The 20,417-nt window shown below is 50.1% G+C and carries 21 protein-coding genes; 7 read left to right on the top strand and 14 right to left on the bottom strand.

The features are described from left to right. Positions 1-119: 119 nt before the first annotated feature. The 5 genes from SIB74_RS06070 to SIB74_RS06050 form a co-directional block, all read right to left on the bottom strand. Positions 120-317, bottom strand: coding sequence for a hypothetical protein (locus tag SIB74_RS06070; protein WP_231906055.1), 198 nt, complete (start codon positions 315-317; stop codon positions 120-122). A gap of 68 nt (positions 318-385) precedes the next feature. Next, on the bottom strand, positions 386-667 hold the full coding sequence (locus SIB74_RS06065; RefSeq protein WP_231906056.1) for a hypothetical protein: 282 nt from the start codon (positions 665-667) through the stop codon (positions 386-388). A gap of 475 nt (positions 668-1,142) precedes the next feature. Further along, positions 1,143-1,577 (bottom strand): hypothetical protein, encoded by a 435-nt coding sequence (locus SIB74_RS06060; RefSeq protein ID WP_413681804.1) that lies wholly within the window; start codon positions 1,575-1,577, stop codon positions 1,143-1,145. 423 nt (positions 1,578-2,000) lie between these two features. Beyond that, positions 2,001-2,828: a methyltransferase domain-containing protein gene (locus tag SIB74_RS06055; protein ID WP_063395772.1), complete on the bottom strand. Its 828-nt coding sequence runs from the start codon at positions 2,826-2,828 to the stop codon at positions 2,001-2,003. 44 nt (positions 2,829-2,872) lie between these two features. Beyond that, positions 2,873-3,715 (bottom strand): class I SAM-dependent methyltransferase, encoded by an 843-nt coding sequence (locus SIB74_RS06050; protein ID WP_063395773.1) that lies wholly within the window; start codon positions 3,713-3,715, stop codon positions 2,873-2,875. Between the two features lie 323 nt (positions 3,716-4,038). Here SIB74_RS06050 and SIB74_RS06045 point away from each other — a divergent pair, with 323 nt between their 5' ends. The 3 genes from SIB74_RS06045 to SIB74_RS06035 are packed head-to-tail and all read left to right on the top strand — an operon-like array spanning position 4,039 to position 7,006. Then, positions 4,039-5,190 carry a quaternary amine ABC transporter ATP-binding protein gene (locus SIB74_RS06045; RefSeq protein WP_197463278.1) on the top strand — a complete coding sequence of 384 codons (1,152 nt, stop codon included), beginning with the start codon at positions 4,039-4,041 and terminating at the stop codon, positions 5,188-5,190. A 56-nt stretch (positions 5,191-5,246) separates the two neighbouring features. After that, on the top strand, positions 5,247-6,101 hold the full coding sequence (locus tag SIB74_RS06040) for an ABC transporter permease (protein WP_413681796.1): 855 nt from the start codon (positions 5,247-5,249) through the stop codon (positions 6,099-6,101). Beyond that, the gene (locus tag SIB74_RS06035; protein ID WP_063395776.1) at positions 6,098-7,006 is read left to right on the top strand and encodes a glycine betaine ABC transporter substrate-binding protein; all 909 of its coding nucleotides are present in this window, start codon (positions 6,098-6,100) and stop codon (positions 7,004-7,006) included. Before SIB74_RS06040 ends, SIB74_RS06035 begins: the two co-directional genes overlap by 4 nt. Positions 7,007-7,048: 42 nt before the next feature. Here the strand turns inward: SIB74_RS06035 and SIB74_RS06030 are convergent, their stop codons facing one another. Both SIB74_RS06030 and SIB74_RS06025 read right to left on the bottom strand, forming a co-directional pair. Beyond that, positions 7,049-8,164 carry a GTP-binding protein gene (locus tag SIB74_RS06030; protein WP_063395996.1) on the bottom strand — a complete coding sequence of 372 codons (1,116 nt, stop codon included), beginning with the start codon at positions 8,162-8,164 and terminating at the stop codon, positions 7,049-7,051. A gap of 26 nt (positions 8,165-8,190) precedes the next feature. Next, positions 8,191-8,787, bottom strand: coding sequence for a pentapeptide repeat-containing protein (locus SIB74_RS06025; protein WP_063395777.1), 597 nt, complete (start codon positions 8,785-8,787; stop codon positions 8,191-8,193). Here SIB74_RS06025 and SIB74_RS06020 point away from each other — a divergent pair. The 3 genes from SIB74_RS06020 to ilvD are packed head-to-tail and all read left to right on the top strand — an operon-like array spanning position 8,786 to position 11,438. After that, positions 8,786-9,403, top strand: a complete 618-nt coding sequence (locus SIB74_RS06020; protein ID WP_063395778.1) for a uracil phosphoribosyltransferase — start codon at positions 8,786-8,788, stop codon at positions 9,401-9,403. The two genes, SIB74_RS06025 and SIB74_RS06020, sit on opposite strands and share 2 nt — an antisense overlap. Positions 9,404-9,427: 24 nt before the next feature. Further along, positions 9,428-9,721, top strand: a complete 294-nt coding sequence (locus tag SIB74_RS06015; protein ID WP_011826325.1) for a hypothetical protein — start codon at positions 9,428-9,430, stop codon at positions 9,719-9,721. A 40-nt stretch (positions 9,722-9,761) separates the two neighbouring features. Next, entirely contained in the window at positions 9,762-11,438 is a 1,677-nt protein-coding gene (gene ilvD / locus SIB74_RS06010) for a dihydroxy-acid dehydratase (protein WP_063395779.1), read from the top strand. Between the two features lie 4 nt (positions 11,439-11,442). On the opposite strand, the gene SIB74_RS06005 is transcribed toward ilvD, so the two are convergent. From SIB74_RS06005 to glpX, 7 genes are all read right to left on the bottom strand, one after another. Beyond that, entirely contained in the window at positions 11,443-11,838 is a 396-nt protein-coding gene (locus SIB74_RS06005) for a hypothetical protein (RefSeq protein WP_231906058.1), read from the bottom strand. A gap of 263 nt (positions 11,839-12,101) precedes the next feature. Then, positions 12,102-12,671 (bottom strand): CIA30 family protein, encoded by a 570-nt coding sequence (locus tag SIB74_RS06000; protein WP_063395780.1) that lies wholly within the window; start codon positions 12,669-12,671, stop codon positions 12,102-12,104. A 678-nt stretch (positions 12,672-13,349) separates the two neighbouring features. Continuing rightward, positions 13,350-14,063, bottom strand: a complete 714-nt coding sequence (pgl, locus tag SIB74_RS05995; protein ID WP_063395781.1) for a 6-phosphogluconolactonase — start codon at positions 14,061-14,063, stop codon at positions 13,350-13,352. 10 nt (positions 14,064-14,073) lie between these two features. Then, a complete protein-coding gene (gndA, locus tag SIB74_RS05990; protein ID WP_063395782.1) occupies positions 14,074-15,492 on the bottom strand; it encodes an NADP-dependent phosphogluconate dehydrogenase in 1,419 nt (472 codons plus the stop codon). A 176-nt stretch (positions 15,493-15,668) separates the two neighbouring features. After that, a complete protein-coding gene (locus tag SIB74_RS05985) occupies positions 15,669-16,964 on the bottom strand; it encodes a glucose-1-phosphate adenylyltransferase (protein WP_063395783.1) in 1,296 nt (431 codons plus the stop codon). 123 nt (positions 16,965-17,087) lie between these two features. Next, entirely contained in the window at positions 17,088-18,398 is a 1,311-nt protein-coding gene (locus tag SIB74_RS05980; protein ID WP_063395784.1) for a glutamyl-tRNA reductase, read from the bottom strand. Positions 18,399-18,433: 35 nt separating this feature from the next. Then, positions 18,434-19,438: a class II fructose-bisphosphatase gene (gene glpX, locus SIB74_RS05975; RefSeq protein WP_063395785.1), complete on the bottom strand. Its 1,005-nt coding sequence runs from the start codon at positions 19,436-19,438 to the stop codon at positions 18,434-18,436. Between the two features lie 212 nt (positions 19,439-19,650). On the opposite strand from glpX, the gene rpe reads away from it, so the two are divergent. Then, positions 19,651-20,334, top strand: a complete 684-nt coding sequence (gene rpe, locus SIB74_RS05970) for a ribulose-phosphate 3-epimerase (protein WP_063395786.1) — start codon at positions 19,651-19,653, stop codon at positions 20,332-20,334. The last annotated feature ends 83 nt before the right edge of the window (positions 20,335-20,417 follow it).

Here is a 20,417-nt window from a genome sequence, read left to right as displayed (position 1 = left end):
GATGCTGAATCAGAAATGATAAAAGTGCTACGTATGTTTATCGGCTAAAGAATCAAGAGCATCATATCGTAATCACACTATTTGATTCTACCGAGGCTGAAAGTAGTGACAATTTTAGCTTAGGAAACACCCGCAACGGCAGAGAGTGGCAAGACACAGACAGTGCAGATCAACATCAAAACCGACGTATAGAAAGTCATCGTGAAACCAAGCGCTCGTCCTACCGCACCACGCCGATAGCCTGCAAAGAAGAGAACTCTCCCTAGTGCAAAAGACAATGCTGCTAGCGGTACGACAGACAACCACGCTGAGGGCATAACGATTGTCCAAGTGCCATAAACGAATGCTGCAGGACCGACTGCTCAAGGGTATTTTGAAGAAGAGACTAGAGGAGGATGGCTCGATCAGAATCTGTTCTAAGACCTTTTCCATCAAGCTCGTCTGGGCTAAAGAAGCGATGCTTTGCAAGACGGCCAATCGAAAAAGTAAGGCAGAGGGCAAGAATGATTAGTGATTTAAACAGAACAGAACTTTTTTCTAAGAGTGTAAGATTGGAATGGAAATTAAACGTATTTAGCAAAATTCCGAAAATAATGATCCCTATCGAAATTGCTGTGCCAGTGAGCATTCCATGAAGGACACCACTCTGTTTAATTGAAAGTTCCATTGTTAGCTTCTAGTTCGTATTCATATTGGTATCAACTCAATATATCTAGGATTCATGGCCCTGACCTGAAGAAATCATATAAAGCTAATTCTTCAGGAGTAATTGAGAATCATCAGATTACGCACTCAAGCTTGGCCCGAAGGTCCAAGTTGGATAGGGTCTGAAACGAAGAATGAGGAAGAGGAAAACTGCTTGCTTTTGGAATAAGATTTAATCAATAATAGAATACTCATGCCCTAGATGTTTTACCAAAGAGCAGCAAGATACTGGCTCGATTAAAGTCCAGGCCAGGTTTTTGTGACACTCCTGGTCTTAATCTTTTAAAAGTTTTAACCTTTTAAGTGTTTGAAGCCTGGAGTTTCGTTTCTTGCTAGAGCTGAAGCTGGCTTTAGAGACTTTCTTCTCTTAGTTAAGGGTTATATTTCTCTATTCACTCTTGCGTAGAGGAGATTTCATGCTTTACAGCTGGTGATAATTAACTTCTGATAATCATTACCGTGTGTTCTCTTCTCTTGATTTCTAGGTTTAAGAAGAAGGGTTTTCTTTCTGGCTGAAAAGAATTTGATGTGAATTCATTTTCATCAGGATAGTTAGCCCGATCGATCTCGTGTTGAGATGCATCTTCTGTTTTTAACTCTGATGGATGAATGCCAAGCACCATTGATTGTGAATTATCTGTCTGCTTGGCTGTCGAATCAACGCTTGGATCATTATTGCTATCGACTGTGAATGAAAATCCAAGCAGCCATTCGGCCAGGGCTATAACCAGAGCCATCGAATACACCAAGAGTAGGTGCAGAATCAAGAGCAGAGGTTGTAAGCCTAACCAAGCTGGACGAAGGATGATTAGCAAGGGCTTGATAACCCTCGAGAAGCGTTGTATGGGCACTATCAGACCATTGACAACCACAATGGCCAACTCGATAGGGTGTGGAGAGGATGGCATTACTCGTCGTCCCATTCAGGAAAATCTAGTTCTTCCAATGCATCGCTAGACCTAGAGAAGGATCCATAGACGATCAACAACCATTTAACATCACTCTCCGAGCTCGACAATCGAGATTGGTACTCAAAAAGAGGTTGCTACTTAAAAAGATCTGCTTGCTTCATCGCCTGGACCGCTTCGACCTTTCCCATAATGATCTGATCCGACTAGAAAATTGAATCCACATATTTTTAACTATCTGGACAATTTAAAGGGATACTTCTGGCAAATCAATGATGGAATTAATGCCAGTTGAGGAGGATGGGCTTGCCTGTTGATTAATCACCAAGATAGATTCTTTATATGATTCACTATAAAATAAAGGAAGAATTGGTGTTAAGTCCTAAGTTAGTGCTTTGTAAAACGCATTAGGCCCCAGCAAAGTCTTCCCTGACTCCCACCTTCAATCCAATGACCAAGGCCTGCATCCATGCGACTCAAATAATCCGTACTAATTACACTTGCAAGCTCTTGATGACGTCGACGTAGTTCCTCTCGAACCCGCGTGTAATGCCTCACAAGCATTTCTGTGCGTTCTTGCCATACATCTCTAGTCATCCCTGAAGCCTCTGCCCAGATTCGGTAACGATCAGGAGATGCCAAATCTGATAGGTGGATACGATCAAGAATCGGTTGAAGGGCGTTGGCTTCGATGCCGTCGCATGCCATTGGATCTGTTAAGACAAATGCACCCCCCGGCTTAAGAAGCCTTGATACTTCATTCATTACCTGGAGGCGATTACCGGAATGAAGTATGGCGTCTTGACTCCAAACCACATCTGCTATGCCATCGGGCAATGGCACTTCTTCGAATGATGCATCATGTACTTTGATGAGCTTGGCCAATCCAGCAGCATTGTTGAGATCTCGATGGCGCATATTCTCAACTGCAGAGATATTGACAGCATGCACATTGACCTGCCATTGCTTGGCGATACGGCGTGCCGCTCCGCCATAACCAGAGCCAAGGTCAACGACGCAACCTTTAGCTGGAGGTTGAGTTGCAAGCTCCATAAGTGCTTGCACGGTTCTCTCGCTCGCGGAAGCGATGGCTTGATCGGCAGTCTCGTATAGGCCGATATGGATGTCTTCACCTCCCCAAATCTCGGCATAAAACCGATCTGCATCGCTGCTGTCGTAATAAGTAGCAGCAACAGTTGATGATGATGAATTCATGATTGATTAGGATTGTATTTTGCTGAAGTCTCTAATATCACGTATCAGTTTTGTTTAAGGTCTGCTTTGTATTCCTTCTCAGCGACATGTACATAAAAATCTGGGTCTTGATGGCCAGGTAAATAATCTCCAAAAGATGTAATCTTCTGGAATCCAACTTCGGTCATAAGACGGTTTACGTAGCTTTGCCTTAGGGGGAACATATTCAAGTGATAAGTGCTGCCATCACTGAAGGAATATTGAAAACGCGCTAACCCTTCATCAACATGCTCAGGGCTGACATTGACATCCTTCCCGCAATAAACATTTCCCTTCCCAGAACGTATCGCTACACCTTGATCGAGAAGTCGGTCATAGTTTCGGTGGTCAAGAATCAGGATTCCATTATGCTTAAGTACTGCGTAATATTCAGCTAGAGCCTTGCGTCGATCATGCTCTCGAAATAGGTGGGTAAAGGAATTGCCCAGACAGATCACAGCATCAAATTCGCCATGAATATCTCTATTTAGAAAGCGCCAATCAGCCTGAGCAGTGCGTAATAACTGACCATGATCACGAGCATTCTGAAAGGCTCTCGCCAACATATTAGGGCTTCCGTCTGCACTGATGACGTCAAACCCTTCCTTCAACAAACTAACCGAATGAAACCCCGTTCCGGTAGCTACGTCGAGCACGGAACGTGCGCCATGTTCACGAAGGATTCGAATATAAAAATCGCCTTCAGCTTCGGACCTCGCCTTCCAATCAATCAGTCGATCCCATCTGTCTGTGAAATCCTCAACATATTCCTGCTGATAATGGTCTGTATCACGTACTTGTTCCGGTTTATCACCAAAGTTTTGCAGATCGTCTTGGCAGGGTTTTTGCGAATGTTGAGTCAAAGTCATGCAGATTCAAACTTCCCGAAGATTTTTTTGATGCGCCATGTCTTTGAGGTCGGGAAAGGCCCGAATCAGCTAGAAAGGCATTGGTCTGAGCAAGGCTGCGTTACAGCTTATGCAATTCCCATTCGCAATCATAGCGAATGATTCTATGGATGTCTGTTAATCAAAATCTAATGACATCACATCAGTTCCCTTAACGCCTAATAATTCATCAAATCCCTTTGGCAATAAGTGCTTTCAGCCGATGATTCAAGATAGACAATTCATTTGACTTCATAGGTGCCTTGGTACGGCCTGCAAGCAGTCATAGTCTGTAAATACAGTCGATGTCAGATATGACGCCCCGGATCAGCATCGACCAAGTCTGGAAGGTGTTTGGTGAGCATCCTGAACGTGCGCTTGACGATCACTGTCAAAGCATGGATGCGGAGCAACTCCATAATCAAACCGGTCTTAAGGCTGCCGTACGCGATGTAACGCTGTCGATCTCTAGTGGCGAGATTTTTGTGGTGATGGGCCTTTCGGGTTCAGGAAAGTCCACGCTGCTACGCATGATCAATGGCCTAATCCTCCCAACTGGCGGTGAAGTCTCCGTTGACGGCAAGCCGATCACTCAGTTGGCAGCTGCTGAACTGCAAAAGCTTCGCAGCAACAAAATGGCCATGGTTTTCCAATCTTTTGCGCTCTTCCCCCAGCGAACCGCACTTGAGAATGCGGCCTTCGGCCTTGAGGTTGCGGGAGTTCCGCGACAAAAAAGGCTGGAAAAGGCCAGGGAAGCACTTGAGCGTGTTGGTCTTGGTAAGGATCTCGACAGGCTTCCTCAACAGCTCTCTGGCGGCATGCAACAGAGAGTTGGCCTGGCCAGAGCCCTGGCACTTGATCCTCCAATCCTGCTCATGGATGAGGCCTTCTCGGCTCTTGATCCTCTGATTCGGCGCGAGATGCAAGAACAACTGCTGGAACTTCAGGCAGAGAGACCTCGCACGATCGTCTTTATTTCCCATGATCTAGACGAAGCTGTAATGCTTGGTGATCGCATCGCTCTAATGAAAGAAGGCAAAGTTCTGCAATGTGGAACGCCACGTGAGCTGCTCTGCAAACCCGCCAATGAGCAAGTTCGTCATTTCTTCCAAGATGTTGATGCCGCCTCTGTGATCACGGTTGATACCGTTGCCGAATCACCCGCTCGCCTAATCAATCAATCAGATTTGCGGCAGCTGCAGATAGAAGGAGATACAGCAATAGAAGCACCGACGTGCATCGTGGACGATCGAAATATCTTCAAAGGTGTGCTTCAAAAGAACGGCAAAATCATTCCAGCTGAAACTGGTCCAGCTCTCATCGCCGAGACCACCATTCGCGATGCCATGAAATCTGTTGCCAACGCCCCGTATCCAGTTCCAGTGATTGGATCAGATCAGCGCCTCATTGGCGTGATGAGTCCACGTCGACTTTTGCGCTCGATGATCCTGAGATGATGGATGTGATTGACCAAGTTTTTGCAACCGTCAGTACCGGCCCTGTCGGCGAGGGCATGAGCAGATTCGTGGACTGGTTGCTCAATCATGCGCAACCAATTTTCCTAGTAATTGATTCTGCAATTAATGGGTTAGCCGGAGCAATCGAACAGATCCTCTCCGTACCAGCGCCCTGGCTGCTAGCTCCCCTGATCGCCATACTCGCAGCTTGGCGAGTGAGTTTTAGCTTCGCCATTCTCAGCCTTCTTGGTCTGAACCTCGTTTTGTTCATGGGGCTTTGGCAGCCAATGATCTCAACCCTGGCCCTAGTTATTGCAGCCTCATTACTGGCACTAATCATTGGGATCCCGATCGGCATTTTTTCTGCCCGTCGCCAACACATCTGGGCGATTACCCGCCCAGTATTGGATCTAATGCAAACCATGCCGGCATTCGTTTATCTCATTCCGGCAGTGATGTTTTTTGGCACAGGGCTTGTCCCATCCACTATCGCAACGCTGATCTTCTCGATGCCACCCGTAGTACGCCTGACGTACCTGGGCATACGACAAGTCCCTGTTGATCTAATCGAAGCCGGGCGCGCCTTCGGTTGCTCAGAACGACAATTGCTCTGGAAAGTGCAACTTCCAAACGCCTTACCAACCTTGATGGCTGGTGTTAATCAAACCATCATGCTCGCTCTATCGATGGTTGTTATCGCTTCAATGATTGGTGGTGGCGGCCTAGGTGATGTGGTGCTAAGAGGCATCCAACAACTTGACGTAGGCCTTGGCTTCGAGGGGGGGCTCGCCGTGGTAATTCTGGCTGTAATCCTGGATCGCCTCACACAAAGCCTGGCTGCCTCAAACTTTTCGAGAAAGTCATTGCCGCAGCGCTTTAAAGCCTTTACTAACCTCTGGACTTCCTCATGAAAATGTCTAACAAGTTGCGAAATCTAAGCCTTGTTATCGCTGGAGTGCTGATGACTGGCTTGTCGGGATGTTCGAACGCCAAACCAGATCAATTGCGCATCGGCTGGACTGCCTGGGCTGATGCTGACGTAGTAAGCCTGATGGCTGAAAAACTAATCGAAAGCCACTATGAGCAGCCTGTCGAACGAGTTATGGCAGATATCGGTATTCAGTACGACTCTGTTGCTCGCGGGAAGCTCGATCTGATGTTAATGGCATGGCTGCCAAAAACACACGATAAATACTGGCAAAAAGTAAGCGATCGAGTTGTAGATCTTGGCACGATGTACTCAGGTCGCATTGGCTGGGTAGTCCCTGACTATGTGCCAAAACAACGTATTGGCTCCATTAGCGATCTGAGCGACCCGAAAATTGCTAACGACTTCAACAACACAGTGCAAGGGATAGACCCGGGATCAGGGCTGATGCAGGCATCTGAGCAAGCGCTAACTGCCTATGACCTATCGGATCTGAAGCTGATTTCAGCGAGTGGTGCCGCAATGACAGCCGTTCTCGATCGGGCTATCAATGACGATCGATGGGTCGTGGTAACTGGTTGGACCCCTCACTGGATGTTTGCCCGCTATAAACTCCGCTTTTTGAAGGATCCCAAGAGTGTCTTTGGTGGCCAAGAAGGTATCCATGCCATTGCACGCCTAGGGCTGGACAAAGACCATCCCAAAGTGGTCGCCTTTTTCACCCGCTTCAAGCTGTCCGATGGTCAGCTGGATGCCATGCTATTGGATGCTCAGAACACCTCAACAGAGGAAGCCGTTAATAATTACATAGCCAACAATCGGAATCAAATCGACTACTGGATGAACGGCACTATGCAAGAGCCGAAAGATAGAGAAGCCAAACCATAACCACCCGCTCAGCTCTTGAGCTGCTTAATCAGTTGACTTCCCTTAGACAATATCTGACATCAAAGAGCTTTCAAGACCAAAGCGAATCGCTTCAGCTGCTTGCTTTTCAAAACTAAGCACCACCAGATCAATGCCCGCCTCCTCAGGATGCCAGGCGTTCTCTGGAGCAGCCTCAAACCAACTGCTAAGCCTTGGGCCAACCATCTGCAGCTGAAGGGGTAAAGCTTTGCCCGGTAGCCATAAGCGACCTTTTAGGCGTACAACCTGATGAAGTGTTGCCAACTCAGGCAGAAGTGCTTCAACCGTAGCCCGATCAACAGAACCTTCAAAACGTACATTGCCACTCACCATCTCCACATGGTTGTGGTCATGATGATGATCATCTTCATGATGATCGACATCAATGGCAGTATCGTCGATTAGGTCATCGCCAAATTGTTTAGGCGAGCTCTTTTGTTGGTAGCCATTGTCTGCAGTACTGAGACCCAATACCACAGCAGGATCGACTTGGCCATGACTGATCGGCATCATTGACGTGCCAAGGCGTACCTGTTCAGCAAGTTCGCTCTTGAGCTTGCGGAGGTCGACATTGGAGACAACATCCGCTCGACTGATCAATACCAAATCAGCAGCTTCCAACTGATCAGTGAATAAGTCTTCAACAGCACTGAGATGATCAAGGCTTGGATCCTCCTGTCGCTGTCGTTCCAACCCGGCAGGATCCCCAACGGGGCTACCCGCTGCGAGGGCTTCACCATCCACCATTGTGACCACTCCATTCACATAAACTCGAGTGCGTACGGCAGGCCAGTCGAGCGCTTTCAAGAGGGGGCGAGGCAGAGCAAGTCCACTGGTTTCAACGATAATTCCATCCAACTTATCCGCCTGTTTCAGCAAGGTCTCCATGGTGGGTAAAAAGTCTTCCTGCACTGTGCAGCAGAGACAACCGTTATTGAGCTCAACGACTCGACCATCCAACTCCTCCTCCGGACAAAAGCCACAGCTACGGATTAAATCGCCATCAAGACCAACCGTGCCAAATTCATTGACCATGACCGCTAAACGCTGCCCCCCATGAGTGAGCAGATGACGTAGCAGGGTGGTCTTTCCAGCTCCAAGGAAACCAGTCAAAACCGTGACGGGTAGACGCTTTGAAATCAAGGCAGGCCTATGCAGGTTGGGGATCAAGAACGACAGCCAAGGCTGTCAACAGTGTTGGAGCCGCTAACGGCATTGGTGCCATTTGCTCTGGAGCAAAGCTCATTCTGCTGGCGACGATCAAGCACAGCATTGCTGAAATCAGCTCCTTCAATAAGGGCATCTTTAAATTGACTCTGCATCAGCATGGCGTTGGTGAAGTTGGCTCCCCTGAGATCGGCTCCATCGAAACGACTAGCAAAAGCCACCACATTTTCCAAATCAGCCCCTTGCAGATCAGCTTCTTGCAGCTGGCTGCTGTTAAAGACCGCACCACGAAGGTCGGCCTCACTGAGATCAACGCCGCGCAGGTCAGCCTTGAGAAAGTTTTGTTCCTTGAGGTCACGTCCGTGCATGTCTTTAGAGATCTCTTCAATGGCCTGGCCTCCTCTGAATTCAGGAGGGATGATTGCCATCACAGGTGACTCTGTTAAACCCAACACAAGAATCACAAGGCCGCTAAGCAACACTGCTCGACAACGGTTCCACCAACAGGGAGAGAGATTCATGAAACTAGAAAATTGCAATGAGCCAGTAGTTTGAGCAGTCACGTTATGGCAATTGCCGGCCAATCCACGCGTCATGCCAATGACCCTAAGGGTAGTGGTCCCCCCCCATCCACTGATCGCCCACTGGCTCACATTGCTGCGCAACACCACAACACCGCCAGCGCTCTATGCCACAGGCTTGGAGGAACTTGGTCGCTGGCTTACCTATGAAGCCCTGCGGGATTGGTTGCCCCACCGCCGTGAAATGGTAACCACATCTCAAGCGCAGACAGAAGGCACGCTAGTTGAGTCCAACGTGCCATTGCTGAGCATTCCCTTGCTGCCCGGGGGCCTTGATCTTTGGCAAGGAGCACGACGGGTGTTACCCAGTTCACAACTATGTCTTGGTGGGGTGCCCGACAACATTGAAACCAATGCCGGGGTGATTGTTTTTGTGGATCAGATTGCTAGTGGTGAACGTTTATTAGCCATCCTGAAGCTTCTGCAGACTCAAGAAATCGAGGCTCGCCGGTTAAGGGTGATCACTGTTCTGGCATCAAGTCCAGGCCTCAAACAACTTGGCGAAATGATGCCTAATCTCACGATTCACACCGCTTGTATTGACCCCGAACTCACTGAAGATGGTGAGATTAGTCCAGGTATTGGTAATCCGGTTTTACGTCTAAACACTAGAACCGGAGGCACGACCTAGACTTTGAAAACTGATCCAGTATCTATGGGCCAGCATCGCGAGCCGGCAACCGGCAGCCTCACCTCCCTGATCAGCGGTGCCGTACTCGGCGCTGCCGGACTTGCCTGGTGGCTTTTTTCTGAGGCAGAACGCCGGCAACGCAGTCGCCACCAACGAGCCATGCTTCACGCTCCTCGCATGCAGGACGGATCAGAGGCCCTGGAGGCCATCTCTCATCCCGAGAACAACAGTCAACACCTGGAACATCGAGTGGAACAACTCAATGCCGCCATTGCAGATGTGCGCAGACAGCTTGAAGATCTAGGGGCGAGGACCTGAGTGGTCGTTAGGTTGGCGACTGAGTGCCCCAGTCGTCACCATGCTCAGATCTGCCGCCATCACAAAGGGAACTCAACGCTCTCCCAACCGAGCCATGCTTCGCGCAGTGGGCTTTGGCGACGAAGATTTCAATAAACCAATCATCGGTATAGCCAACGGCTACAGCACGATCACTCCTTGCAACATCGGTCTTAATGACCTGGCGCGACGTTCAGAAGAAGCAGCCCGCCAGGCCGGTGCAATGCCCCAGATGTTCGGCACCATCACCGTCAGTGATGGCATCTCTATGGGCACCGAAGGGATGAAATATTCCCTGGTAAGCCGCGAGGTGATTGCTGATTCGATCGAGACAGCCTGCAACGCCCAAAGCATGGATGGCGTCCTAGCAATCGGTGGCTGTGACAAAAACATGCCTGGAGCCATGATCGCCCTGGCCCGAATGAACATCCCAGGTGTCTTTGTCTATGGCGGAACGATCAAACCAGGAAAATTGGCTAACCGCGACCTCACGGTAGTCAGCGCCTTTGAAGCTGTTGGCCAGCATGCCAGCGGCAAGATTAACGAGGAGCAACTCACCGCTATCGAGAAGAACGCATGCCCAGGAGCAGGAAGTTGCGGTGGCATGTTCACAGCCAACACGATGTCAGCCGCGATTGAAACATTGGGATTGAGTTTGCCTTACAGCTCAACGATGGCTGCAGAGGATGAGGAAAAAGCAAATAGCGCAGCCCGTAGTGCTGAAGTGCTTGTGGATGCCATTAAGGCAAATATCTGTCCCCTCGATCTACTCACCAAGAACGCATTTGAAAACGCGATTAGCGTTGTCATGGCAGTGGGCGGCTCCACCAATGCAGTGCTGCATCTGCTTGCGATTGCCCGTAGCGCAGGCGTAGACCTTTGCATCGACGACTTCGAGCGCATCCGCCAGCGTGTACCGGTGATTTGTGATCTAAAACCCAGCGGCCGTTACGTGACTGTTGATTTGCATAAAGCTGGCGGCATTCCCCAAGTCATGAAACAGTTGCTCGATGCAGGTTTACTCCATGGAGACTGCCGCAATGTGGAAGGTAAAACCTTGAGAGAACTGCTCAAGGATGTGCCATCCGAGCCTTCAGCAGATCAAGACGTCATTCATCCCCTCTCGAAACCGGTCTATGCCAAGGGGCACCTGGCGATCCTTAAAGGCAATCTGGCCAGCGAAGGATGCGTGGCCAAGATCAGCGGGATCAAAACCCCTGTACTTACCGGGCCTGCAAGGGTTTTTGAAAGCGAGGAGGCCTGCCTTGCTGCCATTCTCAACAACAAGGTGAAGGCGGGAGATGTCGTCGTCATACGTAACGAAGGCCCGGTTGGCGGGCCTGGAATGCGAGAGATGCTTGCTCCTACATCCGCCATCGTCGGTGCAGACCTTGGTGACAAGGTGGCCCTGATCACAGATGGACGCTTCAGCGGAGGTACCTATGGTTTAGTTGTGGGTCACGTGGCACCGGAAGCAGCGGTCGGCGGCATGATTGGCCTTGTGCAGGAAGGCGACAGCATCACTATCGATGCCGATCAACTGCTGATCCAACTCAATATCGAGAACGATGAATTGGAGCGTCGCTCCAGCGCATGGAAAAAACCACAGCCGCGTTATCAAACAGGAGTTCTCGGTAAATATGCCCGAATGGTGAGTAGCTCCAGCAAGGGTGCTGTCACAGACCAGCCTGATCTCTAATCAACTAGCTCTGCTCAGGCAATACCAGCAGTGCTCTCAACCTACGAGCAAACGATTCCATTGGCGCTCCATCCTCAGGCGGCTGACAGCGTTGGCCACTGTTGCCATCCATCCAAACGGGATGCTGCCCTTGCCAAAGCATTGGACGATCAGGCAGTTCACACCAAGTCAACATCAGATTTAGATCGTTGCCGCTGCGATAGATCTCAAGTTCAAGGTCATGCTCTGGAAGGCGGTCACCTTCTCGGTTTCGGCATTCAATACGAACAATGAGATCAACAGATTGAGCCGATGTTAGATCGGGCGTAGATCCAGGCTTCTGATTATCGACATCAGCAACATCTGTGAGCACAACAGCATGAAGCCAGGGCTTCAAACAGACATCAGCCGCTGAGGCCACGAGGACCGACCAATTTTGCGCAGTCTGTTGGATTTCATTGCCTGTCAAGGCTCTCAGCTGAATCTAGGAGGTGAAAAAAGCTTAGGCTATTTCTAAGCAAGATTTTACTATTGAAAGGAATTCAATCACTATGCTGGATTGATCATCTATCCCCAATGGATTCAACAATACATTTAATTAGTGGGCTGTATTTGATTAGGCAAAAAAACACAAAACCCTCTGAATGCATATGGCCATTTTAATACTAAAAAATTTTCAATGAATCAGTGAATTGCTTTGATCGATCGCAGTAAAACTCGAATTGGGCCAGGGCGGAATTCTGGGTTCAGTTCTCCTGGTTGACCAAACTTAGAATGCAATAATTGCACTTGGTTGATACTTGATGCATCAAAGCGAATCAAGCGCAGAGGCATAGCCAACGGCTGGGCAAGCACCGTAGGTTTGAGTGAGCTGAATGGGATTTCAATGGATGTCGTACCAGAAGCCTTAGTCGGCAATTGAGCGACCCATCGCAAACCACCATAAAAACGCTCAGTGAGGCCAAAGAGCCCACTGCGAGAGCCGAGTGCAAGCTTTAGGGTGCGACCGTCTCCATTCACCTCCACCTGTAAGGCTCGATAGCTGGAAAGATCAAGAGGAGGGTTCAACAGGGGTGAACGGCAACTGACAAAGCCGCCATCCTGTTCAACAAGTTCTCCTTCTAGGATCAGGCCCTCGGAGGTCACTCGACAGGCAGCCTGGCTGGATCCGCCCATAATTGTGTCGTTCAAGCTAGACCAGGAGTTGAAGTCGTTCAGTTGAACCTGAACGGAGGCTTGCGGCGGCAGCTCCATGGTGAGGATTGCATCTTTTCTTCAAAAGCAAGAGTAAATGATTGAATTGAAAGAGAAACTGAAAATATTTGATTATTCTTAGATAAGCTTCAGGCTTTAAACTACAGTTTATTTAGAAAAAGTCACCAGGATCGGAAATCTTCCCAGTAGCAATTTTGTCTCCATCGTCATCCCAGAGAGTTAACTTGCCTGACTTTGTATATATTTTCGCATCACCAAAGGAGTAGTCGGGCAGTTCGGCTATTTCCCAGCGATCTCCTTTTAGTGTGCCAATTTTTCGTCGTATCTTTTATTGTATTCGCCATTGTCATCATTGTCATAGTATACGACCCCTTTCATGTAACCTTTCTTGTCTACTTCAAAGCTCCATTCGTAACTCGCTGAGATCCTCTCTTTTTTCCATTTGAGCAAGAAATCTCCTCAATCTGTGAAATACTCATATTCTGCCTTCCATTCTGCTGATATTGTTTTACCCTTACTCTTTCTATTCTTTTTCCCCATATCAGGAACCTCCTTGCCTTGAAAATAAGGTATATCTAAAATGAATTCTATATTTTAGAAAGGCATAGAAATTTTTTTAATCTTCATATACTGGCTCCCTGCTTTGAGTCAGTTTTCCTAAGAAGACAGAAGAATGCTAGGTAGAACTGAACTAATGCAAGCAATAGTTCTTACCACTCACAATTCAGCCGCAGCAGCCACATCTGCCAAGACCAATATCGGTGAACGAGGTTGAACCAAGCGGGCAGGCGTGCGTTCAGCTGATTCAGCAGAATCCAATAAGCGCTTCAGGGCAACCTGCTTCCCTACACCACTCACAAGAAAGATCACCTCGCGTGCAGAGCTGAGCACCGGTGCGGTGAGAGTGATTCTCTCTAGTCCCTTCCCTCTACCGACAGTCGCCCAGCGATCAACAACGGCGGGGGCATCCGTTCCTGGAAAAAGAGAGGCTGTATGGCCATCTTCACCAAGTCCTAAAACCATTAGATCAAATACCGGCGGATCACCTGCACAGGTTTCCTGCACGAGTTTCGCGTAGGCCTCGGCACTGGCCTCAGGGTCTGGCAGCTTCACCGTTGGCACGGGATGAAACGCAGCCTGCGATCCAGGGCCTTCAGCAAGAAGTGTTGCACGAAGCATGCGGGCGTTACTGGCTTCATCACTGGCATCAACCCAGCGCTCATCGCCCAGGAAAACATCCACACGATCCCAGGGCAGACGCTCCTGACCAAGCAACCTATAAGCAATAGCGGGGGTGCTCCCTCCCGAGAGAGCGATCTGAACGCGATCACGCTGATCAAGTACCAGATCAATATGAGATGCGATCCTCTGGGCGGCGCGACGTGCCAGATCCTCAGGGTCGCTCGCTCGTTCAACTTTGTAGGTCGTCATCACGATCTCCTCAGTCCAGCCACTCAGTATGGAAGGTTCCTTCTTTGTCAACCCGCTGGTAGGTATGTGAGCCGAAGCAATCGCGCATGGCCTGCACCAAATTCTGTGGTAATCGTGCCGTGCGATAGCTATTGATGTAATCGAGCGTGCTGCTGAAGCAAGGCACTGGGATACCGGCTTCAGCTGCGCCGGCTACCACCTTTGCTAGGCCCGGTAGGCGACGGCTCACTTGCTCTGCGAACCAAGGATCGATCAATAAGTTGGAAAGCTGAGGGTCAGCATTAAAGGCATCCTGGATGCGCTTCAGCAGACGGGACCTGATGATGCAGCCACCCTTCCAAATCTGCGCGATGGAGGGCAAATGCAAGTTGTAGTTGTATTCAGCAGAAGCTATACGCAGTAGCTCCATGCCCTGCGCGTAACTAGCCATGCAAGACAACACGACGGCGTCCATGAGCGGCGCCATGCCATCTGCGGAACTGCCAAGATCAAATGGTTTGATCGCTGACCCATGCAAAATCTGCTCAGCGGCAATTCTTTGAGGCTTCATTGAGCTCATCACACGGCCATTCAGAGAGGCGTAAATGGTTGGCACTGAAGCTCCTAACTCCAAGGCACTGACAACGGTCCATAGACCAGTTCCCTTCTGGCCTGCCTGATCCATAATTTTCTCAACAAGGTCACTGCCATCGTCAGGATCCTTGGTGCGCAAACACACTTCGGTGATCTCAACCAGATAAGAAGAGAGCTCTTCTGTGGCATTCCATTGCGCCAAGACATCAGCCATCTGGGTACCGGTCATGCCACCAACACGCTTCATCAGGTCATAGGCCTCGGCAAGAATCTGCTCAATGCCGTACTCGATCCCGTTGTGGACGGTTTTAACGAAATGCCCAGAACCTCCAGGACCGATGTAGGTCACACAGGGACCATCCTCCACTTGGGCAGCCATCTTGCAAACAAGGCTCTCAATCGCCTCATAGGAGGTTTTTGTTCCGCCTGGCATCATGCTCGGCCCTTCAAGTGCCCCCTTAGCCCCACCGGAGACACCCATCCCGATATATCCAAAGCTTTTGCTCTCTAAGTCGGCGACACGTCGCTCGGTATCACGAAATTCGGAATTTCCACCATCGATGAGTAGATCACCTTCCTGCAGATAAGGGGAGATCTGCTCAATAACGGCATCAATAGCCGAACCTGCCTTGATCATCATCAGAATTCGACGGGGTCGTTCGAGCTTGTCGACGAAATCTTGAAGGTCCTTGGCACCCTGAATGGCTTTATCAGACCCAAGCCCTTTAAGGAACTCCTCTGTTTTGGCGTAGGTGCGGTTGTAAACGACACTAGAAAAACCATTGCGCTCTGCATTGAGCACAAGGTTTTCGCCCATCACGCCAAGACCGATCAAACCGAAATGTGCCTTGGACATCGCCAGTGAAACGATCAACTGGCGTCAGTGTGACCACAGCAACTCCAATCTGCTGTGATCTGTACAGCTATGTCAGGGTTGAACCATCCTCGCTTTAGATAAGAAACCGTAGAGATCAACACCAAAATTTCCAAAAAAACTACTTGGATCTTGTGTTGATTCAGCCTCGGGCAGCATCAAATCACGGTGCCATCAGAAATGGTGGCATTTTTGACCACTACCACGATCCCATTGCGGATGTAGAAGCCCTCATCAGCACGATCGGCTTCCTCAACGTGATCCTTGTTGACGATCGTGACGTTGTTGCCGATGCGTGTGTTCTTGTCGAGGATCGCCCCCTTCACGGTGGTGCCTTGGCCAACGCCGAGCGGGATGCCTCCTCCTTGCCTTAGAAGAGTGCGTTCTTCGGATGATTCATAGAAATCAGAGCCCATCACCAGGGAATCTTGCAGGACCACATCGCTCTCAACTCGGCTTCGCACACCAAGGACGCAATGGTGAATACTGCAGGATTTGAGGATGGATCCCTCTCCAATAATCGATTCCGTGATTTGCGCATCGACCAGTTTGGTTGGCGGTAGATAACGGGGTCTTGTATAGATCGGGAACTTCTCGTCATAGAAACTGAAAGGTGGATTGGGCTGCTGGGTAAGAGCCAAATTTGCCTCGTAAAAAGCTCCTATCGTGCCGATGTCTTCCCAGTACTCATCGAACACATAGCTTTGCAGCCGGTCACCTCGAGCCAGGGCCTCAGGAATCACCTCCTTGCCGAAATCCTTGTGAGAAGGGTTCTTATGCAGCAAATCGAAGAGAGTGGCGCGACTGAACACATAGATCCCCATTGAGGCGAGATAGGGCTTGTTCCTTGCCGACTCAGCTGACAAGCCAAATCGAGAGGTATCGACGGCCATGGCCTTCAGGGATTCACCCTTGGGCTTTTCACGGAACTCCTTGATGTTTCCATCGCTATCCGTGCGCATTAGACCAAATCCCTCAGCCTGCTCTGCATCAACGGGAAGCGCTGCCACTGTGAGATCAGCACCTGAGCGACGATGGTGCTCCACAAAAAGGCTGTAATCCATACGGTAGAGCTGATCACCAGAGAGGATCAGATATTCATCAACATCCCATTCCTGAAACAACCACTGATATTTACGAACTGCATCCGCAGTCCCCTCAAACCATGAAGGACTTTCTGGGGTCTGCTGTGCGGCAAGAACTTCTACAAAACCTTGACCAAAGGCAGCACTGAGGTTGTAGCTCTGTCCAAGGTGCCGATTCAGAGAAGCGCTGTTGAACTGCGTCAACACATACATCTTGTTGATGCTGGAGTTAATGCAGTTACTGATTGGGATGTCAATCAGACGATATTTGCCTGCAAGAGGTACGGCCGGCTTGGCCCGCATCTTGGTGAGGGGGTAGAGGCGCGTTCCTGCTCCTCCCCCGAGAATGATGGCCAAAACACGCTTCATGCTGCCCCCGCAAATCGGCGTTGCGCAGCAAACTTACCGGACGGTTGGCCATCTAAAGCTCTCTGCTGCGAAGATCCAACAAGACTTCTGCAAATCAAGACGCAATCAGTATTTGGCATAGAACTACCCATCCTCTAGTGGTGGATCTAACTCAAACAAACACGCCACCACACGCAGAGCCTGTTGCCGCTCTGGACGAGCCTGAGGAGCCCGTAGCTGAGTGACTGGGGTATGGAGAATTTTGTTAATGATTCCTTTGCTTAAAGCCTCAACGACTTTGCGCTCACGAGCAGAGAAATCAGGCCCCATCCGACTGAGCGCTTTTTGTAATTCCTCTGCACGAATAGCCTCAAGGGTCGCCCTCAAGCGATTAATGGTTGGCACAGCTTCCAGGCTGTCCCACCACTCTAAAAACAGACGCGTCTCTTCCTGGAGCACAACCTCTGCTTCTTTGGCCATCTGTTGGCGGGCCTCCTGATTACGAGACACCACCTCATGCAAATCATCCACATCATGGGACTCAACACCGGGTACATCGACAACATCTGAGGCGATGTTGCGCGGCACGCCGATGTCAATCAGACGAAGAAAACTGCGGCGCTTGAGCTGCTTGAGCAGAGATGCATCAACAATTGGATCGTCAGCAGCCGTACTGGTAAATACCAGTGAACAGGTGCTTAGACAATGGTTCAAATCATCAAGGGGTCGACACTCAACGGGGAGCTCAGGGAAATCAGCGGATAGATCCTCAGCTCGTTGCCGCGTGCGGTTCAGCAACATCACCCCGGAACAACCTTTCGCCTGAAGATGTTGAAGCAGTAGTCGGCTCATCCGGCCCGCACCCACCACTGCGACCAACTCAGACTCCAGAGTCATCAACTGATCTTCCCCTTGCGCCTGGCCAAGTTTCAGTTGGGCTAACTCCACAGCCGCAGAACTAATTGAGACAGCCCCCGTACCCAGATTGGTTTCACTGCGAACTCGTTTGCCAGTACTCACTGCCTGAGTGAGCAGACGGTTAAGAATCGGGCCCATGGATTTGTGCTCCTGCCCCAATCGCACCATCTTCTTCACCTGGGAAAGGATCTGTCCTTCTCCTAAAACCAGACTGTCCAGACCAGCAGCCACCCTCATCAAGTGGGCTACTGCTTCATCGTGATGAAAGTTGAACAGATGGGGGGAAAGATCTTCCGTTGCCAAACCAGAATGTTGGCCTAGAAAATCACTGATGGCTGAGATACCTCGTTCCGGATGACGTACCAAGGTGTAAATCTCAAGCCGATTGCAGGTGCTAAGGATCGAAACCTCAAGGACTTGATCGTTGCCGCGAAGAGTTTGCAGGGAGGTCTCCATGGTTTGCTCAGGGATGCTGAGCTTTTCACGGATTTCCACCGGCGCCGTGCGATGACTTAAGCCGACGACGGCAATGTGCATGGAGACGTCCCTTAGATCTTGCTTGTCTTGGATGGTTAGCTCAGAGCGATGCTCTTAGCTCCATCCTTGATATGCACGGTATTGGTAAACCGAGCTGTGTTGTCGAGAGTGCTGATCACCAAGCTGCTAGTGCGTGTGCAGTCAGGCTCGAACTTAACTCCATGGAACAACAGTCCATCAGTGATCCCACTACCAGCAAAAACAACATTGTTGCCGGAAGCCAGTTCTTCGGCTTCATAGATCTTGTCAACATCAGTAATGCCCATCTCATTGAGGCGGGCAATGTTGCCTTCCTTGGTGTAATCGGCCCACTCACTGGTTTGAGCAATGGCGGGGTCATACACCAGCTGGCCCTGAAAATGACCACCGAGGGCACGCATTGCGGCAGCTGAAATCACACCCTCAGGAGCAGCACCGATGCCCATTAGACAGTGGGTGCCGGTGCCGGCAAACCCGCAGGCAATTGCGGCTTGAACATCCCCATCTGAGATGGGTTGAACACGTGCACCAGTGGCACGTATCTCTGATATAAGGCCTTTGTGACGAGCTCGATCCATCACGACAATGGTGAGTTCACTCACGGCAAGCCCAAGACACTGGCTAAGGATGTTGATGTTCTCGGTGGCAGATTTGCGAATGTCCACCTTGCCTTTCGCTGACGGGGGGGCCGCCAATTTTTTCATGTAAAAGTCAGGAGCATTGAAAAGGCCACCGCGATCAGAGGCGGCTAGTACAGCCATCGAACCTCGCTGGTTGTTGGCGCAAAGATTGGTGCCTTCGCAGGGATCGACAGCAAAGTCAACGCCTGGGCCGCTGCCGCTGCCAACCTCTTCGCCGATATAAAGCATCGGGGCTTCGTCGCGTTCTCCCTCACCGATGACGATGCGACCCTGCATTTGGATTTGTCCCATCCGCTTACGCATGGCTTCCACAGCTGCTGCATCGGCTTCGTCTTTCTTGCCGAGACCAGTCAGATGTGCCGACGCAATGGCCGCTTGCTCAACGACCTCGAGAATTTCCTGAATAAGAGTGCGATCCACTGGTATGCGGCGGTGGGGATGGGTGTGACGACCAAAGAAACGAGCAGGGCTGGACTGAATTCACGGGTCAGCGTTATACGCTGATCATGTGAAAGGACCCGATGCCGCAGGGGTTCTCGGCTCTAAAGCGCTGCTCACTGTATCAGTGCAGGCAACAACGAGAATGCCCATACAGCCGATTCCTAGAATCGCCCACTCCCCAACCCCGATCGATGAGCACGAAGCCCCTGGTAATTGCACCTTCGATCCTTTCTGCCGATTTCTCCCGCCTAGGAGAAGACGTGCAGGCTGTAGATCAAGCCGGCGCAGACTGGATTCATGTGGATGTCATGGATGGCCGATTCGTGCCAAATATCACGATTGGTCCTCTGATCGTTGAAGCACTAAGGCCTGTGACCAGTAAGCCCCTAGATGTCCACCTGATGATCGTGGAACCAGAAAGGTATGTAGGAGATTTCGCAAAAGCTGGTGCAGATCACATCTATGTGCAGGTTGAAGCCTGCCCACACCTTCACCGCAACCTTGCGCAAATCAAGGATCTCGGCAAGAAAGCAGGAGCAGTACTCAACCCAAGCACACCTCTGGACACCCTTGAGTACTGCCTGGAGCTATGTGATCTAGTACTGATCATGAGCGTCAACCCAGGCTTCGGCGGGCAAAGCTTCATCGACAATCAAGTGCAAAAGATCCGCGACCTGCGTCGCATTTGCGACGAACAGGGTCTCGATCCCTGGATCGAAGTCGATGGAGGGATCAAGGCCGACAATGCCTGGAAAGTGATCGAAGCTGGCGCCAATGCGATTGTGAGCGGGTCTGGCGTGTTCAATCAGCCCGACTACGCTGAAGCTATCCGAGGCATCCGTAATAGCAAACGTCCTGAAGGTGTTCTGGTCTGAAGTAAATGATGCAGCAAAACCTGCATCTATTTTCTATTAGCCTTGTGGGGATTTGTTGCTAATAAGAACAGATCAATATGAGA

This window comes from Prochlorococcus sp. MIT 1306 (assembly GCF_047304515.1).
GTDB lineage: Bacteria > Cyanobacteriota > Cyanobacteriia > PCC-6307 > Cyanobiaceae > Prochlorococcus > Prochlorococcus marinus_D.
The sequence above is the reverse complement of the archived record's forward strand: the minus strand, read 5'-3'. Positions and strand labels throughout refer to the sequence as shown.

Excerpts from the sequence above, each read along its gene's own strand:
- SIB74_RS05980 (WP_063395784.1), bottom strand. The coding sequence starts at position 18,398 with ATGCACATTGCCGTCGTCGGCTTAAGTCATCGCACGGCGCCGGTGGAA.
- SIB74_RS06055 (WP_063395772.1), bottom strand. The coding sequence starts at position 2,828 with ATGAATTCATCATCATCAACTGTTGCTGCTACTTATTACGACAGCAGC.
- SIB74_RS05985 (WP_063395783.1), bottom strand. The coding sequence starts at position 16,964 with ATGAAGCGTGTTTTGGCCATCATTCTCGGGGGAGGAGCAGGAACGCGC.
- SIB74_RS06045 (WP_197463278.1), top strand. The coding sequence starts at position 4,039 with ATGTCAGATATGACGCCCCGGATCAGCATCGACCAAGTCTGGAAGGTG.
- pgl (WP_063395781.1), bottom strand. The coding sequence starts at position 14,063 with ATGACGACCTACAAAGTTGAACGAGCGAGCGACCCTGAGGATCTGGCA.
- SIB74_RS06065 (WP_231906056.1), bottom strand. The coding sequence starts at position 667 with ATGGAACTTTCAATTAAACAGAGTGGTGTCCTTCATGGAATGCTCACT.
- SIB74_RS06050 (WP_063395773.1), bottom strand. The coding sequence starts at position 3,715 with ATGACTTTGACTCAACATTCGCAAAAACCCTGCCAAGACGATCTGCAA.
- SIB74_RS06040 (WP_413681796.1), top strand. The coding sequence starts at position 5,247 with ATGAGCAGATTCGTGGACTGGTTGCTCAATCATGCGCAACCAATTTTC.
- SIB74_RS06000 (WP_063395780.1), bottom strand. The coding sequence starts at position 12,671 with ATGGAGCTGCCGCCGCAAGCCTCCGTTCAGGTTCAACTGAACGACTTC.
- rpe (WP_063395786.1), top strand. The coding sequence starts at position 19,651 with ATGAGCACGAAGCCCCTGGTAATTGCACCTTCGATCCTTTCTGCCGAT.
- gndA (WP_063395782.1), bottom strand. The coding sequence starts at position 15,492 with ATGTCCAAGGCACATTTCGGTTTGATCGGTCTTGGCGTGATGGGCGAA.
- SIB74_RS06025 (WP_063395777.1), bottom strand. The coding sequence starts at position 8,787 with ATGACGCGTGGATTGGCCGGCAATTGCCATAACGTGACTGCTCAAACT.
- SIB74_RS06035 (WP_063395776.1), top strand. The coding sequence starts at position 6,098 with ATGAAAATGTCTAACAAGTTGCGAAATCTAAGCCTTGTTATCGCTGGA.
- ilvD (WP_063395779.1), top strand. The coding sequence starts at position 9,762 with ATGCTCAGATCTGCCGCCATCACAAAGGGAACTCAACGCTCTCCCAAC.
- SIB74_RS06015 (WP_011826325.1), top strand. The coding sequence starts at position 9,428 with ATGGGCCAGCATCGCGAGCCGGCAACCGGCAGCCTCACCTCCCTGATC.
- SIB74_RS06020 (WP_063395778.1), top strand. The coding sequence starts at position 8,786 with ATGCCAATGACCCTAAGGGTAGTGGTCCCCCCCCATCCACTGATCGCC.
- SIB74_RS06070 (WP_231906055.1), bottom strand. The coding sequence starts at position 317 with ATGCCCTCAGCGTGGTTGTCTGTCGTACCGCTAGCAGCATTGTCTTTT.